We start from the raw sequence: 15972 nt of genomic DNA on the forward strand, positions 1-15972 counted from the left end.
CTCCACCTCTCCTCGCCGAGGTCATCGGCGTCCCCGGCGCGCGGTTGACGGTGGTTCCCACTCATGGTCCTGAGCAGGACGGACACAGTCCTGCCGCGGGCTGGGCCGCCGCCCGGTACCGGACCCTGAGCCGAGTTGCCCCGCTCGGAAGCGGGCCGCTCGGCCCCGTGTGAATGGCCCCCTCGGCACTGCGGTCTTTCCGGCCTACGGCGTGATCGTGGAACCCGGACGCCATCCCGGCGCCACCTTCCGAAGAGGGTGACCACGATGCAGCGCATTCGGATCCAGACCCGGCCCAAGCAGCCCCGCAAGCCTGCCCCGCTGGATCTGCGCACGCCGTCCGGCCGCCCCCTGCCGTACTGATCCTGGCCGATACGCAGCCCCGGAGGACGTCATGGGACACATGCGACGCGTCGTACCGTTCACCGAGCTCGGCCGAGGCGACATCGGCAGGGTCGGCGGAAAGAACGCTTCCCTCGGAGAGCTGACCGGACGGCTGACCGCCGCCGGCCTGCGTGTGCCATCCGGCTTCGCCACGACCGCCGACGCCTACGAAGAGCTGCTCGACGGACACGGTCTGCGTACCCGCATCCAGGAGCAGCTCGACCGGCTCCACGACGGTGTCGCGCTCGAAGACGTCGGAGCGGGCATCCGGTCCATGATCATGGGCGAGCTGCTGCCCGCACCCCTCACCACCGAGATCCTCACCGCGTACGAGGACCTCGGCCGGGAGTTCGGACGATCCGGCCCGGAGGTCGCCGTACGCAGCAGCGCCACCGCCGAGGACCTCCCGGAGGCCAGCTTCGCCGGCCAGCAGGAGACCTACCTGAACGTGAGCGGCGCCGTACAGCTGCTGGACGCGGCGCACCGCTGCTTCGCCTCCCTCTACACCGACCGTGCGATCGACTACCGGGAGCGAATGGGCTTCGACCACCTCCAGGTCGCCCTGTCCGTCGGCGTCCAGGTGATGGTCCGCTCCGACCTCGCCGGGGCAGGCGTGATCTTCACCCTCGACCCGGAGAGCGGCTTCCCGAACGTCGTCGTGGTGAGCGCGGCCTGGGGCCTGGGCGAGACCGTGGTCAGCGGGCAGACCGACCCCGACGAGTACACCGTCTTCAAGCCCGGCCTCAAGGACCCGGCCCTGAACCCCGTCATCGACGTGCGGATCGGCGCCAAGCGTCGCAAGGCCGTCTACGCGGAGCGCGGACTGACCGATACCGTCGACACCACCCCCGAGGAACAGGCACGCCGGGTTCTGACCGACGCGGAGGTGCGGCAGCTCGCCGAGTGGGCCGTCGCCGTCGAGGACCACTACGGCTGCCCGATGGACCTGGAGTGGGCGAAGGACGGCATCACCGGCGACCTCGCGATCGTGCAGGCCCGGCCCGAGACCGTGCAGTCCCGCCGGCTCGCCACGACGCTGCGGCGCTGCCGCCTGACCACCGCCCCGGGCGACGCCCTCGTCGAAGGCATCGCGGTGGGCGAAGCCATCGGAGCGGGTGCCGTCTGCCGTATGGACACGCCCGTGGATCTGGACCGCTTCCCGGCCGGAGCCGTGCTGGTCACCTCGATCACCGACCCGGACTGGGAACCGGTCATGAAGCGTGCCGCGGCCATCGTCACCGACCACGGCGGACGCACCTCCCACGCCGCGATCGTCAGCCGTGAACTCGGCGTACCGGCGGTCGTCGGCACCGGGAACGCCACGGAGGCGCTGCTTGACGGTGCCGCTGTCACCGTCTCCTGCACCGAAGGCAACCGGGGCAAGGTGTACTCGGGCCGCCTCCCGTACGAGGAGACCGAAACGGACCTGTCGGCCCTGCCCGCCACCCGTACCCGGGTGATGCTCAACCTCGCCGATCCGTCCGCTGCCTTCCGCTGGTGGCGGCTGCCCGCTGACGGGGTCGGTCTGGCCCGCCTGGAGTTCATCGTCGCGCACCAGGTCAAGGTCCACCCCATGGCCCTCCTGCATCCGGAACGCTTGGATGCCGCCGACCGCTGTGCCATCGACCAGCTCACCGAGGGCTACCTCGACCGCGGCCGGTACTTCACCGACCGCCTCGCGTACGGCATCGGCCGGATCGCAGCCTCCCGCTGGCCCGCCCCCGTCATCGTCCGCACCAGCGACTTCAAGACCAACGAGTACGCCAAGCTCCTGGGCGGCCGGCCGTTCGAACCGGTGGAGGCCAACCCGATGATCGGATGGCGGGGTGCCAGCCGCTACTACAGCGACGGCTACCGGGAAGGCTTCGCCCTCGAATGCCAGGCCCTGCGCCGGGTGCGCGAAGAGATGGGCCTGACCAACGTCATCGTCATGATCCCCTTCTGCCGCACCCTGCTGGAGGCCGACAAGGTCCTTGAGGTGATGGCGGCCGAGGGACTGCGGCGCGGCGAGAACGGCCTCAAGGTCTACGTGATGGCCGAGATCCCAGCCAACATCCTCCTCGCCCAGGACTTCGCCGAGCGCTTCGACGGCTTCTCCATCGGCAGTAACGACCTCACCCAGCTCACCCTCGGAGTCGACCGTGACTCGGAGGCCCTGGCCCATGTCTTCGACGAGAACGACCCGGCCGTCACCGATCTCATCCGGATCCTCCTCCCGCGGGTCCAGACCCTGGGACGTCCGGTGGGCCTGTGCGGCCAGCGACCCAGCGACGACCCGGCGTACGCCGCCTTCCTCGTCCGGGCCGGTATCGACTCGATCTCCGTCGCCCCGGACAGCTTCGCCGCGGTCAAGCAGCACGTCGCCGCCGCCGAGGAGAGCCGCTACGGAGAGGACCGAACGGCCCCTGTCGGGATCCGTCCGGCCCAAGCGGACCGGCCCTCGGCCGCGTGAGAGTGGCATCAGCCCCGGACCACGGAACCAAGGAGCACCCGCCATGAGCACCAAGCGAGTCCTGGTCGCCTACGGCACCAAGCACGGAGCCACCGCAGGCATCGCCGAACAGATCGGCAAGACCCTCCGAGAGGACGGTCTCGACGCAGTGGTGCTGCCCGCCGATGATGTCCACGACGTCCGCGCCTACGACGCCGTCGTCCTCGGCGGCTCCCTCTACGCCGGCCACTGGAGCAGCAAGGCCAAGCACTGCGCAGAACGCAACGCCGAATCCCTCCGGCACCGCCCGGTATGGATGTTCAGCAGCGGCCCGCTCGACCGCTCCGCCGAGGAACACGACATCCCCCCGGTCTCCGCCGTCGCCCGGGAGATGCAGCTGGTCGGAGCGCGCGAGCACATGACCTTCGGCGGCAGCGTCACGGCCCACACGCCGGGATTCCTCGCCAAGGCACTGACCCGGCAGGGCAAGGGTGGGGACTTCCGCAACCCCGAACGGATCCAGAACTGGGCCCACCACATCAGCGCCGAGCTCGCCGCCTGACGGAACGGCCCGGCTCGGCACGCACCAGGACGGAGGCGAGCCATGCGCTACCGGACGGGGGAGACGGGGGACAACCCTCTTCGGCGGGATGCCGACCGCACCCGGACGCGTATGCGTGCCGCCTTCGCGCTGACCTGCCTGCTGGCGGTCGTCGTCGGCTTCGTCCTCGGCCGGGCGGCCTGGACGGACGGTGACCGCACCGCCGAGAACATCGCACGCCACCGGCACACCGTGACGGCCACCACGGTCAGCGAGACGACCTACCGAACTGGGGACCAGCCAAGCAGTCGGCCGGTCCCCGTAGCGACCGCCAGCTGGCGCTACCCCTCGCAGCGCCTGCACACGGAAACCGTCCCGGTTCCGGCAGGCACCCGGAACGGTGACACGGTCCGCGTGTGGGTCGACGCAAACGGCCGTGTGGCCACGGCGCCGCCCAGCCAGGCCGACATCGTTCTCCACGCGCTGGGGATCGGAGCGGGAGCACTGTCCGGGATCGTGCTCGTGGGTGGCTGCCTCGTCGCCGTGCGTCTCCGTATCGTCGACGCGCGCAGCGCACGGTCCTGGGAGTCCGAGTGGGCGGGCGTCGAGCCCCTCTGGTCAGGGCGTCTGCGGCCCGAACAGGGAGCCGGCGATGACTGAGACCACCGCCGGCCCGGACCTCACGCCGGACACCAAACCGGACCCCCTGGAGCCTCTTCCGCTACTCCGTCGCGAGCTGCACACCGGCCCTCTGGGCCTGTCGAGCCGGGAGGCGGCACGCCGACTGGCCGTCTACGGCCCGAACGAGGTCCGCCCCACCACCCGCTCCAGCATCCTGAGGGAACTGCTGCGGCAACTCGTACACCCGCTGGCCCTGCTGCTGTGGGCTGCGGCGGCCCTCGCCTTCACCGCGGCCATCGCGGTGCTCGGCTGGGCGATCGTCGCGGTCATCCTCGTCAACGCCGGATTCGCACTCGTCCAGGAACGGCAGGCGGAGAAGGCCGTCGAGACGCTGGCCCGCTACCTCCCCGCACAGGCCCAGGTGATTCGCGATGGACAGGCACAGCGGGTCCCGGCCCGTGACCTGGTTCCCGGCGACCTCATCGCCCTCGACGAAGGCGACCGGGTACCCGCCGACGCCCGTCTGACCGAGGGAGGCATCGAGGCCGACCTCTCCATGCTGACGGGCGAGTCCACCCCGGTCGAGCGTGTTGCCGGCCCGGGGCTGGAGGGCCTTTCGCTGCTGCAGGAGCCCAACCTCGTCTTCAGCGGCACCACCGCCACCGAGGGCCAGGCGCAGGCGATCGTCTTCGCCACCGGGGACCACACCGAGCTCGGTCGGATAGCGGCCCTCAGCCAGCGCACCCGTCGTGAGCCGAGCCCGCTGGAGCGGCAGGTCAAGAAGGTCGCCTGGCTGATAGCAGCGGTTGCGGTCGGCATGGGCGCCGTCTTCCTCGTGACCGGGGTGGCGGTCGGCCTGCCGCTGACCGACTCGCTGATGTTCGCCATCGGCCTACTCGTCGCCAACGTGCCCGAAGGCCTCCTGCCCACCATCACCCTCGCCCTCGCCGTGGGCGTACGGGTCCTCGCCCGGCAGGGCGCGGTGGTCAAGCGGCTGAGCGCCGTCGAGACCCTGGGCTCCACCAACGTCATCTGCACGGACAAGACCGGCACTCTCACCCGCAACCAGATGCGCCTCCACTCCACCTGGGTGCCGCCGAACGAGGATGCAAGCGGTACGGAGACTGCCGAACTGGTCCGTGCCGCCGCCCTGTGCACCACCGTCACCCGCGAGCGAGACGGTGCGCTGCACGGGGACCCGACCGAGATCGCGCTGGTCGAGGGAGCCTCACGACACGCCGCGCCCCTCGATCCGGCCGACCGGGACGCCCGTCGTCGGGTCTGCTTCCGCTTCGACCCGCGCCTGCGCCGCATGTCCGTGATCCATGGCGGAGAACACGGCACCCTCCACGTGATCGTCAAGGGTGCACCCGAAGCCGTCCTGGCGCTGCTGGCCGAGGGTGAGCCGGCCGGCGAGGCCCAGCAGGCCGCCGACGCTCTGGCAGCGGACGGCATGCGTGTGCTGGCCGTCGCGGTGCGCGAGCTGTTGACCGGCAGCGAGGCAGCGCTCACGCGGCGGCAGGATGCCGAGCGGGACGTGCACCTGCTCGGCCTCGTCGGCCTGTACGACCCGCCGCGCCCTGAGGTCGCCGCAGCGGTCCGGCGCTGCCACGAGGCGGGTCTCACCGTCCACGTCGTCACCGGCGACAACGGGGCCACCGCCGCGGCCGTGGCACGCGCCGTCGGCATCGGTACACCGAAGCTCCAGGTGGTCGCCCAGTCCGAAGACATCGACGACCGTGAGCTCGACCAGCTCCTCCGCCAGGACGGTACGGAGATCGTCTTCGCTCGCTCCTCGCCCGAGACCAAGCTGAAGGTGGCCGATGCCCTCCGGGCGCACGGCCAGATCGTGGCCATGACCGGCGACGGGGTGAACGACGCCCCGGCCCTGCACCGTGCCCACATCGGTGTGGCCATGGGGCTCTCCGGCACCGACGTCGCCCGCGAGGCGTCGACCATGGTCCTGACCGACGACAACTTCGCCACCATCGTCACGGCCATCGAGTCCGGCCGCCGCGTCTACGACAACGTCCGCAAGTTCATCGTCTACATCTTCGCCCACCTCACCCCCGAGGTCGTGCCCTTCCTCGTGTTCGCCCTCTCCGCAGGGGCCGTACCGCTACCGCTCACCGTCTTGCAGATCCTCGCCATCGACCTCGGAACCGAGACCCTCCCGGCCCTTGCCCTCGGCCGCGAGCGCGCCGAGCCGGGGATCATGTCCCGACCGCCCCGGCCCGGCTCTCAGAGCGTGATCAACAAGGACATGCTCGTGCGCAGCTGGGGCTGGCTCGGCACCGTCTCCGCCGTCCTCGTCATGACCGCCTTCTTCTACGTCTTGTGGCGCGCGGGCTGGCACCCGGGCGACCCCACCGGACCCGGAAGCGCCCTGCACCACGCCTACCTCACCGCGACCACCGCCACCTTCGCGGGAATCGTCACCTGCCAGGTCGGCACGGCCATCGCCGCCAGAACCGATCACGCGGCCCTGCGCGACATCGGGTTCTTCACCAACCCGCTGCTGCTCGCCGGCATCGCCTTCGAGCTCGTCTTCACCGCGGCGCTCGTGTACGCGCCGCCACTCCAGAACCTCTTCGGTACTGCGGCCCTCCCGCTGGACGTAGTCCTCCTCATCTCCTTCTTCCCACCGCTGGTCTGGGGAAGCGACGAGGTCCGGCGCTGGGCACGACGCCGACACCACCGATACTCCTGACCCGACTGGAGGCACACCATGTCGCACACGAGCGAATGGAAGGCCCGCGTCTACCTCTTCGAGGAAGAGCACACGACCAAGGTCCGCGTCGAACTCGACACCGGCACCACCCGTCTCACGGGCCACGGCACCGCGCGCTGCAACCCGACCGACAAGGACGTCCCCGAGATCGGCGACGAACTCGCGGCCGCCCGGGCACTGGAGAACCTGGCCGCACAGCTCAAGCGCACCGCTTACGGCGACATGGCGGCAGCGGGTGCCGCATCGCAGCACGCCCCCCTCGCGGCGTACGACCTTGGGTGAGCGGGCGGGTCTCCGGCAGCGGGCTCAGACTGGATTCATGGGTGACGGGCCGGCGATCGAGCTGACCGGACTGACCAAGAGGTACGGGCCGGTGCTGGGCGTCGACCGCCTGAGCCTCACGGTGCGACCAGGTGAGGTGTTCGGCTTCCTCGGGCCGAACGGTGCGGGGAAGACGACCACGCTGCGGTGCCTGACGGGGTTGCTCCGGCCGAGCGAGGGGCGTGTTCGGGTGCTCGGGCTGGACCCCATCGCCGATCACCGCGGCGTGGCCCCGCACCTGGGATACCTGCCGGGTGAACTGCGCCTGTACCCGGAACTCTCCGGAGCGGAAACGCTGGATCTACTGTCCGCGCTCCAGGGCGCCCCCGTGCCCCGCCGCGGCGAGCTGTGCGACCGGCTGGGGCTGACGCCCGTGATCCTCGCCCGCCCAGTCGGGGGCTACTCGCGGGGCATGAAGCAGAAGCTCGGTCTGGTGCAGGCGATGCAGCACGACCCGCACCTGGTGGTGCTCGACGAACCGACCGAAGGGCTCGACCCGTTGGTCCAGGAGACGTTCTTCGCGCTGCTGGGCGAGGCTGCCACGGCTGGACGCACCGTCCTGCTCTCCAGCCACATCTTGCCGGAGGTGCAGCGCACGTGCGGGCGGGTGGCGATCATCCGGGACGGGCGGCTTGTCACGGTCCAGAGCGTGGCCGGCCTGCGCGAGGCCCGTGCCCGGCGGATCAGGTTGTCCTTCGCGGACGGACAGGGCGCACGGCCACTGGGCGACGCCCAGCGTTGGGCACCGCGCTGGCAAGGAGACCGGGTGGAGCTGCTCGTTCCGCCGGGCGAGGTGGTGGGTGCCCTGCGGGCACTGCTCGGCCCGGCGGTGGTCGATGTCACGGTAGAGGAGGCCGGGCTGGACGAGGCCTTCATGGACCTGTACCGCAACGGCGCCGCGCGGGAGGGGCCGTGAGACGGCGGTTGCCGCTGCTGTGGCTCGCCCTGTACCGGCGGCGCCGGATGCTGGCCGCGCTGATCATCGGGATGGTCGTCTTCGAAGCGCTCATCGTCGTCGTCGCCAACGCGATCCCGCCCGGTCAGCTCTTCGCGGCGGGCGGGAAGGGACCGCCCTCGGCCTACCGGGCCTTCAGCGGATCCAGCGGCGACGTTTCGATCGCCAGCTACCCCGGGCTGCTGGGCGCGGGCCTCACCCACCCGTTCTGGATCGCCATGCAGCTCACCGCGATCGGTTCGCTCGCCGCGGCAGCGGTGGCGGCGGACGTGGAGTCCGGGACGGTGGAACTGGTCATGGTGCGTCCCGTCACCCGCATCCGATTGCTGACGGAGCGGACCGCCGCACTGGTGCTCGCGGCGCTGGCCCTGAACCTGGCGGCGACCCTCACGGTAGCGGCGGGGGTGGCCCTGTCACCGGATATCCACCGTGTGGTGCCGATCGGCGGGGTGTTCGCCGCCGGGGTCATGGGGCTGGGCTTTGCCCTGTGCCTGATCGGGCCTGCGATGGCCGTATCGGCGATGGGACGACGGCGGGCCCAGGTCGTCGGCGCGACCATCGCGATCGGAGCCGTGGGATTCGCCGTCAACTTCATCGCTCTGGCCTGGGCCCCGGCAGCCCCGCTCAGGTTCCTGAGCCCGTTCCACTACTACGCCCCGGGCGACGCCCTGGCCGAAGGCGGCGTGCTCTGGCCGCAGCTCGGAATCCTCGTCGGCGTGGGACTCCTGGGCATCCTGCTGGCTCACGCGGTGCTCCGCCGCCGAGACCTCGCGCCCTGAGCTCGTCTCCGGGCTCAGTACGGCCAGGACCAGTCAGCGACCTCCGGCAGGTCGGTGCCGTGCTCGCGGATCCAGCTGTGGTGGCGGATGCGCTGGTCGGCCATGGCCTGGCGCAGTCCCTCGGCTCGGCCGGCCAGCCCTGGGACGCGGTCGATGACGTCCATGACGAGCCGGTACCGATCGAGGTCGTTGCGCACGACCATGTCGAAGGGGGTGGTCGTCGTGCCGGACTCCTTGTACCCGCGCACGTGCAGGTTCGGGTGGCCGGCGCGGCGGTAGGCGAGCCGGTGGATGAGCCACGGGTAGCCGTGATAGGCGAAGATCACCGGCTTGTCGGTGGTGAAGAGCGCGTCGTACTCGACGTCCGTCATGCCGTGGGGGTGCTCCTCGTGGGGCATGAGCCGGGCGATGTCGACGACGTTGACGACCCGGACGGCCAAGGAAGGGAGGTGCTCGCGGAGCAGGGCCGCCGCGGCCAGGACCTCCATGGTGGGTACGTCTCCGGCGCAGGCGAGTACGACGTCCGGTTCACGGGAGCCGTGTTCGGTACCCGCCCACTCCCAGACGCCGGCACCCCGCGTCACGTGGATGCGGGCCTCGGCGATCGGCAGCCAGTCGAAGCAGGGCTGCTTGCCGGCGACGATCACGTTGACCTGGTCGCGGCTGCTCAGGGCGTGATCGGCCACGGCGAGGAGGGTGTTGGCGTCCGGAGGCAGGTAGACCCGCACGACCTCGGGGCTCTTGTTGAGGACGTGGTCGACGAAGCCGGGGTCCTGGTGGGAGAAGCCGTTGTTGTCCTGGCGCCAGACGTGTGAGGTGAGCAGGTAGTTGAGGGAGGCGATCGGGACCCGCCAGGACAGTTCGCGCGAGGTCTTCAACCACTTGATGTGCTGGCCGACCATGGAGTCGACGATGTGGGCGAAGGCCTCGTAGGTGGAGAAGAGTCCGTGGCGGCCGGTGAGGAGGTATCCCTCCAGCCAGCCCTGGCAGACGTGTTCGGAGAGGATCTCCATGACGCGGCCGTCACGGGACAGGTTGCGGTCCGTGGCCTCCGTCATGCCTTGCCAGGCCTTGCCGGTGGCGTCGTACAGGTCGTCCAGCCGGTTGGAGGCGGTCTCGTCCGGTCCGACGACCCTGAAGTCGCGCCGTCCTGCTGTCTCCCCCATGATCTGGGCGAGGAAGTGCCCCAGGACACGGGTCGGTTCGTGGAGGGTACGGCCGGGCTTGTCAACGGGGACGGCGTGTGTGTCGAGCACGGGCAGCGGCAGCGGCTGCAGCATGCGGCCTCCGTTCGCGTACGGTACGGCGCCCAGGCGGCGCTCGCCGTCCGGGATGCAGGCCAGAACCTGCGCCGTGGGCCGGCCGTCGGTGTCGAAGAGCTCCTCCGGCCGGTACGAGCGCAGCCAGGCCTCCAACTGCCGCAGGTGGGCGGGGTTCTCGCGCACCCCGGCGAGCGGTACCTGGTGCGCCCGCCACGTGCCCTCGACCGGGTCGCCGTCGACGGTTGCGGGTCCGGTCCAGCCCTTTGGAGTGCGCAGAACGATCATCGGCCAGCGTGCGCGCTCGTGCTGCGGTCCGGTGCCCGCTGCCCGGGCTTCCCGCTGGATGAGCGCGATGCGGTCCAGGGCGTGGTCCATGGCACGGGCCATGGCGTGATGCACCTGGGCGGGGTCGCTGCCGGTCACGTACAGCGGTTCGTGCCCGTAGCCGCGCAGCAGCGCGTCGAGCTCGTCCTCGGGGATCCGGGACAGGACCGTCGGATTGGCGATCTTGTAGCCGTTGAGGTGCAGGATCGGCAGGACCGCGCCGTCGTGGACCGGGTCGAGGAACTTGTTCGAGTGCCAGGAAGCCGCCAGCGGCCCCGTCTCGGCCTCGCCGTCCCCGATGACGCAGGCGACCAGCAGGTCGGGGTGGTCGAAGGCGGCGCCGTAGGCGTGGGCGAGGGAGTATCCGAGCTCGCCGCCTTCGTGGATGGAGCCGGGGGTTTCGGGTGCCACGTGGCTCGGTACGCCGCCCGGGAAGGAGAACTGCCGGAACAGCTTCGCCATGCCGGTCGCGTCCCGCGTGATGTCCGGGTAGGTCTCGGTGTACGTGCCCTCCAGCCAGGAGTTGGCAAGGACGGCCGGACCGCCGTGGCCGGGCCCCCAGATGCACAGCGCGTCCAGCGCGCGGTCCTTGATCACACGGTTGAGGTGGGTGTGGACGAGGTTCAGGCCGGGTGAGGTGCCCCAGTGGCCGAGCAGCCGCGGCTTGATGTGCTCCGGCCGCAGCGGCTCGGTGAGCAGCGGGTTCTCCATGAGGTAGATCTGGCCGACAGCCAGGTAGTTGGCGGCGCGCCAGTGCGCGTCGAGTTCCGGAATGGGGTGCGTGGTCATGCCCGCTCCTGAGTGCGACGGTCCGGGAACGTTCGTCGACTGAGCCGACGCCTCCACGCTGCCTGCCCCGAGCCGCTGCCGCGAGGGGAGAACCGGCCCTGGGGGAGGGACTGTCGGCCCCTGTGCGCCACGGCGCCCGGCCGCGAGGGTGGGGGACATCGGCGCCGGTCTCCCCCGGCCGGCGCCACTCCCCTGACGGCCGACCCCGATGCCCGGCATCGGTTTGGAGGACAGACTCGTGAAGCGCAATCTGGTGGTCGGAGTGGACGGATCCCCTCAGAGCCGGGCTGCGGCGGACTGGGCCGCGCGGGAAGCCGTACGGCGTGACCTGCCCCTGCACGTGGTCCACGCCTGGCTGTGGCAGCCGCTCGCCGCCCCGATCGTCCAGGACCGCGACACCGAAGCCCGCCGCGCCGACGACGTGCTGAAGGAGGTCGTGGGCGAGCTCACGCACCGGTACCCGGGACTGGACCCCGCTGCGGAAGTTCTCTCCGACGCGCCCGTCCCGGCCCTGCTGCACGCGGCCAAGGACGCGGAGATGCTCGTCATCGGCACGCGCGGACACGGAACCCTGGTCGGATTCCTGCTGGGCTCGTACGGCCGGCAGGTGATCGCCGCCTCCGAGTGCCCCGTCGTCTCCGTACGCTCTGCGCACGGCAGGCCGGTCGCCGTACCGGAAGAGGGTGAGGTCGTCGTCGGACAACAGGGCGGCGTGGAGGAGTCCGCCGAGGTACTGCGCGTCGCCTTCGAAGCGGCCGCGGCACGCAAGGTACCGCTCCGTGCGGTCCGGGCCTGGAGCCTGCCCCCGGTCTACGGCTACAGCCCCGGGTCGATGTGGATCGCCGACCAGTTCGGCGGCCTGGAGCCGTATGAGAAGGCCGCGCTGGAGCAGGCGCTGGAGCCGTGGCGGCTGAAGTACCCGGAGGTCGAAGTCATCGCGCACGTGGAGCAGGGCAGCGGTGGCCAGGTGCTGCTCAGCGCCGCGTCGGACGCGCAACTGCTCGTCGTGGGCCGCCGCGTCCGCGAGTCTGCGGTGGGGGCGCACATCGGGTCCGTGGCCCATGCCGTCCTGCACCACGCGATCTGTCCTGTCGTGGTGGTCCCGCACGCCTGATCCGTCCTGGGGCGGGCGGCAGGTCGGGCACGCGGTCGTACCGCGTGCCCGACCGCCGACTACTCCGAGCTCGGGAACGGGCGCTGGCTCGGCGGAATCAGCGTATGACTGGCGATCACGGCGGCTTGGACGCGTCGCTCCACGCCCAGTTTGGTGAACAGGCGCGAGATGATGTTCTTGACGGTCTTCTCCGCGAGGTACAACCTCTTGCCGATCTCCCGGTTCGTGAGCCCCTCGCTGACCAGGACGAGGACCTCCTTCTCCCGGTCGGTGAAGCCGGGCAGACCCGGGACCTGCTCCTCCTCGGGCGCGTCACCGCGCATGCGGGCCATCAGCCGGGTCGTGGCTCCCGGATCGAGCATGGACTGGCCCGCCGCGACCGTGCGGACGGCGGTGACCAGGTCCGTACCGGTGATCTGCTTCAGCACGTATCCGGAGGCACCCGCCATCACGGCGTCCAACAGGGCCTCCTCGTCGTCGAACGAGGTGAGCATCAGGCAGGCCAGCTCGGGCATCCGCGAGCGCAGCTCACGGCACACGCTCACGCCGTCGCCGTCCTGGAGCCGTACGTCGAGGACCGCCACCTGGGGGCGCAGCGCGGGAATGCGGATCAGGGCCTGCTCCGCCGTCCCCGCCTCACCGACCACGCTCAGGTCGGGCTCCGCGTCCAGCAGGTCGTGCACCCCACGGCGTACGACCTCGTGGTCGTCGAGGAGGAAGACCGTGATCGGCGTCCTGGTGGGGGAGGGGGCACCGCTGTCGGTCATGACGCAACTCCTTCGCCTGGTTCGTCCTGGGTGCACGAACCCCGGCATCTTGCCTGCCGAAGGGGCCTGACGGCCAGGGCCGATCGGCCCTCATTCGGCCCCTGTCACGAGCGATGCGGGACGAGGAACGGAGGACCTTCGGCCCTGCGCAGGGGGCATGCGGTCCTTCCCGGGGCCGGACCGGCCGCGGTGAGCTGGTGTCGCACGGGGAAAGGAGCGGCTCGACCGCAGAGCCGCACACAGCGTGGAGGTTCCATGACGACCACCTTGATCGACCTGAAGACCGCGGTGAGGAACGACGGCGAGGTGCGGGTCACCTTGGCCGGAGAGCTCGACTTCCACACGGCGCAGCAGGTGGAACCCCGACTCATCGCCCTCGCCGCATCCGGTCACCGCAGCCTCGTCCTCGACCTGCCCGGGATCTCCTTCTGCGACAGCGCGGGCGTCGACCTCTTCCTGCGCGTGCACCACCGCTGCCACTCGACCGGGACCCGTCTCCGGCTGGTGGACGTACCGCCGCTGGTGGCCAAGTCGATGCGGGTGCTCGGCGCCGACCGGGTGCTGTGGCTCGCGCCATCCTGACCAGGGCGGTGTCCGAAACAGGGCCCCGGCTCGGGACCGTTGGTCCCTGGTCCTCGTGGTGGTCGGGAGGGAGGCTGGTGACTCGGAAGCCGCAAGGACCGATCGAAACCGGATGAAGGTGCGCAGCATGGACGAGGCCGGTGGCATACGGCGCACCAGTGGTCAAGAGGGGGATTCGACGGCCACCCGGCGCATGCGCGAGCTCGACAGGGCCGAGGCGCTGAGGCTGCTGGCGACGGTGTCCCTGGGGCGCATCGTCTTCACGCAGCACGCCCTGCCGGCAGTCCGCCCGGTCAACCACCTCGTCGAGGCCGAGGACGTCGTCGTGCGGATCCACGACGACGGAGCGCTCGCCTCCCTCGTCGTCCCGGCCGATGGCCCCGGCGTGGTCGTCGCCTATGAAGCGGACGCCATCGATCCTGTTACCCACCTCGGCTGGAGCGTCGTCGTCACCGGCTACGCCTGCCCGGTGACCGATGCTGAGGACGCAGCTCGGTTCGCTTCCCTGCTGCGGCCCTGGGCGGGACGGTCCATGGCCCGAGCCTTGCGGATTCGTCCGGACCTCGTGACCGGATTCCGGTTGGAGGCGCAGACGCTGCCGGAACCGGTCACCCCGCGGTGACCGCGTCGGTCCGGTCAGCTTCCGGCGGCAATCGGCGCCCGCCACACGAGTCGGCTGCCTCCCTCGGCGGGGGCGTCCACGGTGAAGGACCCGCCCAGGCCCTGCGCCCGGTCTTCGAGGTTGCGCAGCCCGCTCCTGCGGCCCTGGGCCGGGATGCCCCTGCCGTTGTCGGAGACCGTCAGTACGACCTCGCCCGGTTCCGCCTTGAGGGTTACGGCGACCCGGCTCGCGCCTGCGTGGCGGGCGGCGTTGCTCAGGAGCTCGCCGAGTGCCGCCATCACGTGATCGGCCACGTCGGACGGGACGTCCGTGTCGAGCAGGCCCTCCATGCTCAGGCGCGGCGGATGGCCGAGGGTGGTGGCCGCATCCCCCACGGCCCGGGCAGCGCGGGCCCGCAGACCAGGGCCGCTCTCGCGGTCCTTGGTGCGCAGACCGAAGATCGTCGAGCGGATGATCTTGATGGTTTCGTCCAGGTCGTCGACCGCACGACCGACACGCTCGGCGGCCCCCTCGTGCTCGACGAGCCGCGCGGCGCTCTGGAGGGTCATGCCGGTGGCGAAGAGCCGTTGAATGGCCAGGTCGTGCAGGTCCCGCGCGATCCGGTCCCGCTCCTCCAGCAGTGCGATCTGCTCGGCGTCCCGACGCCGCTCGGCCAGCTCCAAGGCGATGGCTGCCTGTCCCGCGAAGGCGACGAGCGGCTCCAACTCGTTCTCGCCGAACACGGGCTCGCCGGCCGCGCGCGCGAGCAGGAGTACGCCCCGGCTCTCGCCGCCGGCGGTGCCCAGCGGGACCGCGACGGCGGGACCCAGCCCACCCTGTGTCTGGACATCGGCCGCATGGATGCTGTCCTCGGAGGCGGGCACGACCGTGACGGGCTGCCCCGTCCGGTGAGCGGTCCCCGACAGGGAGCCCGCAAAGGGGACGACGAGTCCCTGACGGGCCTTGCTGTCCGCACCGGCCGCGAACTCCACGAACAGCCCCTCGGCCCCCGTCACCGGAATCGAGACGTCGGCGATACGGGCCCCCGTGATCTCCTGGGCCCGCAGGGCGATGAGCTGCAGCACCGCCGGACGGGAACTGCCCGACAGCAGGCTTTCGGTGATCTCCGCGTTGGCCTTGAGCCACCGCTGCTGGCGCTGCGCCCCCTCGTACAACCGTGCGTTGTCGATCGCCACGCCCGCCGCCACCGAGAGGGTGGAGATCACCGTCTCGTCCTCGGTATCGAAATCGAGTCCGCCCCGCTTGTCGGTCAGGTAGAGGTTTCCGAACACCTCGTCACGCACCCGGATCGGCACGCCGAGGAACGTGCGCATCGGCGGGTGGTTCGGCGGAAAGCCGTACGACGAGGAATGCGCGCCCAGGTCGGTGAGGCGCAAGGGCTCCGGGTGGTGGATGACCTCGCCGAGTAGACCGTGACCGGCAGGCAAGGGCCCGATTGAGGCGATGGCCTCCTCGCTGAGCCCCACGGTCAGGAACTGGGACAGAGAGCGCCCATCGGCCCCGATGACCCCCAGCGCCCCGTACTCGGCGTCCACGAGCAGGGCAGCCGCCTCGACGATCCGCCGCAGCACCTGGGCCAGATCCAGCTCGCGGCCCACCGAGACGACCGCCTCCAACAGGCTGTGCACCCGGTCGCGGGTGCCGCGTACGGCGTCGATGCGTACTTGGAGCTCGTCGAGCAGCTCGTCCAGCCGCATCCGAGGCACCTGCGTCAACGGATCCCCGACACCCACGTGATTCCCCTTCGCT

At 70.9% G+C, this 15972-nt stretch carries 13 protein-coding genes; 10 read left to right on the forward strand and 3 right to left on the reverse strand.

Annotated features, from left to right (window positions below):
- Positions 1-394 precede the first annotated feature (394 nt).
- From ppsA to AB0M92_RS16400, 7 genes are all read left to right on the forward strand, one after another.
- Positions 395-2836: a phosphoenolpyruvate synthase gene (ppsA, locus tag AB0M92_RS16370; RefSeq protein ID WP_366102814.1), complete on the forward strand. Its 2442-nt coding sequence runs from the start codon at positions 395-397 to the stop codon at positions 2834-2836.
- Positions 2837-2879: 43 nt separating this feature from the next.
- Positions 2880-3377, forward strand: a complete 498-nt coding sequence (locus AB0M92_RS16375; protein ID WP_366102815.1) for a flavodoxin domain-containing protein — start codon at positions 2880-2882, stop codon at positions 3375-3377.
- Between the two features lie 111 nt (positions 3378-3488).
- Positions 3489-4016, forward strand: coding sequence for a hypothetical protein (locus AB0M92_RS16380; RefSeq protein ID WP_366102816.1), 528 nt, complete (start codon positions 3489-3491; stop codon positions 4014-4016).
- Positions 4009-6687, forward strand: a complete 2679-nt coding sequence (locus AB0M92_RS16385) for a cation-transporting P-type ATPase (protein WP_366102817.1) — start codon at positions 4009-4011, stop codon at positions 6685-6687. The genes AB0M92_RS16380 and AB0M92_RS16385 overlap by 8 nt, the downstream gene beginning before the upstream one ends.
- An 18-nt stretch (positions 6688-6705) precedes the next feature.
- Positions 6706-6990: a dsRBD fold-containing protein gene (locus tag AB0M92_RS16390; RefSeq protein ID WP_366102818.1), complete on the forward strand. Its 285-nt coding sequence runs from the start codon at positions 6706-6708 to the stop codon at positions 6988-6990.
- Positions 6991-7027: 37 nt separating this feature from the next.
- Complete coding sequence (locus tag AB0M92_RS16395) at positions 7028-7945, forward strand: ABC transporter ATP-binding protein (RefSeq protein ID WP_366102819.1); 918 nt, start codon at positions 7028-7030, stop codon at positions 7943-7945.
- Positions 7942-8763, forward strand: coding sequence for an ABC transporter permease subunit (locus AB0M92_RS16400; protein ID WP_366102820.1), 822 nt, complete (start codon positions 7942-7944; stop codon positions 8761-8763). The genes AB0M92_RS16395 and AB0M92_RS16400 overlap by 4 nt, the downstream gene beginning before the upstream one ends.
- Before the next feature lie 14 nt (positions 8764-8777).
- Here AB0M92_RS16400 and AB0M92_RS16405 read toward each other — a convergent pair whose 3' ends face one another.
- On the reverse strand, positions 8778-11138 hold the full coding sequence (locus AB0M92_RS16405; protein ID WP_366102821.1) for a phosphoketolase family protein: 2361 nt from the start codon (positions 11136-11138) through the stop codon (positions 8778-8780).
- Between the two features lie 238 nt (positions 11139-11376).
- On the opposite strand from AB0M92_RS16405, the gene AB0M92_RS16410 reads away from it, so the two are divergent.
- Complete coding sequence (locus AB0M92_RS16410) at positions 11377-12252, forward strand: universal stress protein (RefSeq protein WP_366102822.1); 876 nt, start codon at positions 11377-11379, stop codon at positions 12250-12252.
- A gap of 59 nt (positions 12253-12311) precedes the next feature.
- On the opposite strand, the gene AB0M92_RS16415 is transcribed toward AB0M92_RS16410, so the two are convergent.
- A complete protein-coding gene (locus AB0M92_RS16415) occupies positions 12312-13019 on the reverse strand; it encodes a response regulator transcription factor (RefSeq protein ID WP_366102823.1) in 708 nt (235 codons plus the stop codon).
- A 255-nt stretch (positions 13020-13274) separates the two neighbouring features.
- Here AB0M92_RS16415 and AB0M92_RS16420 point away from each other — a divergent pair, with 255 nt between their 5' ends.
- Both AB0M92_RS16420 and AB0M92_RS16425 read left to right on the forward strand, forming a co-directional pair.
- Positions 13275-13601 carry an STAS domain-containing protein gene (locus tag AB0M92_RS16420; RefSeq protein WP_366102824.1) on the forward strand — a complete coding sequence of 109 codons (327 nt, stop codon included), beginning with the start codon at positions 13275-13277 and terminating at the stop codon, positions 13599-13601.
- Positions 13602-13728: 127 nt separating this feature from the next.
- The gene (locus AB0M92_RS16425) at positions 13729-14223 is read left to right on the forward strand and encodes a pyridoxamine 5'-phosphate oxidase family protein (RefSeq protein ID WP_366102825.1); all 495 of its coding nucleotides are present in this window, start codon (positions 13729-13731) and stop codon (positions 14221-14223) included.
- Positions 14224-14237: 14 nt separating this feature from the next.
- Here the strand turns inward: AB0M92_RS16425 and AB0M92_RS16430 are convergent, their stop codons facing one another.
- Positions 14238-15920, reverse strand: a complete 1683-nt coding sequence (locus tag AB0M92_RS16430) for a GAF domain-containing sensor histidine kinase (protein WP_366102826.1) — start codon at positions 15918-15920, stop codon at positions 14238-14240.
- Between the last annotated feature and the right edge of the window lie 52 nt (positions 15921-15972).

It is taken from the genome of Streptomyces sp. NPDC051582 (genome assembly GCF_040681715.1).
In the GTDB taxonomy this organism is placed as follows: Bacteria; Actinomycetota; Actinomycetes; order Streptomycetales; family Streptomycetaceae; genus Streptomyces.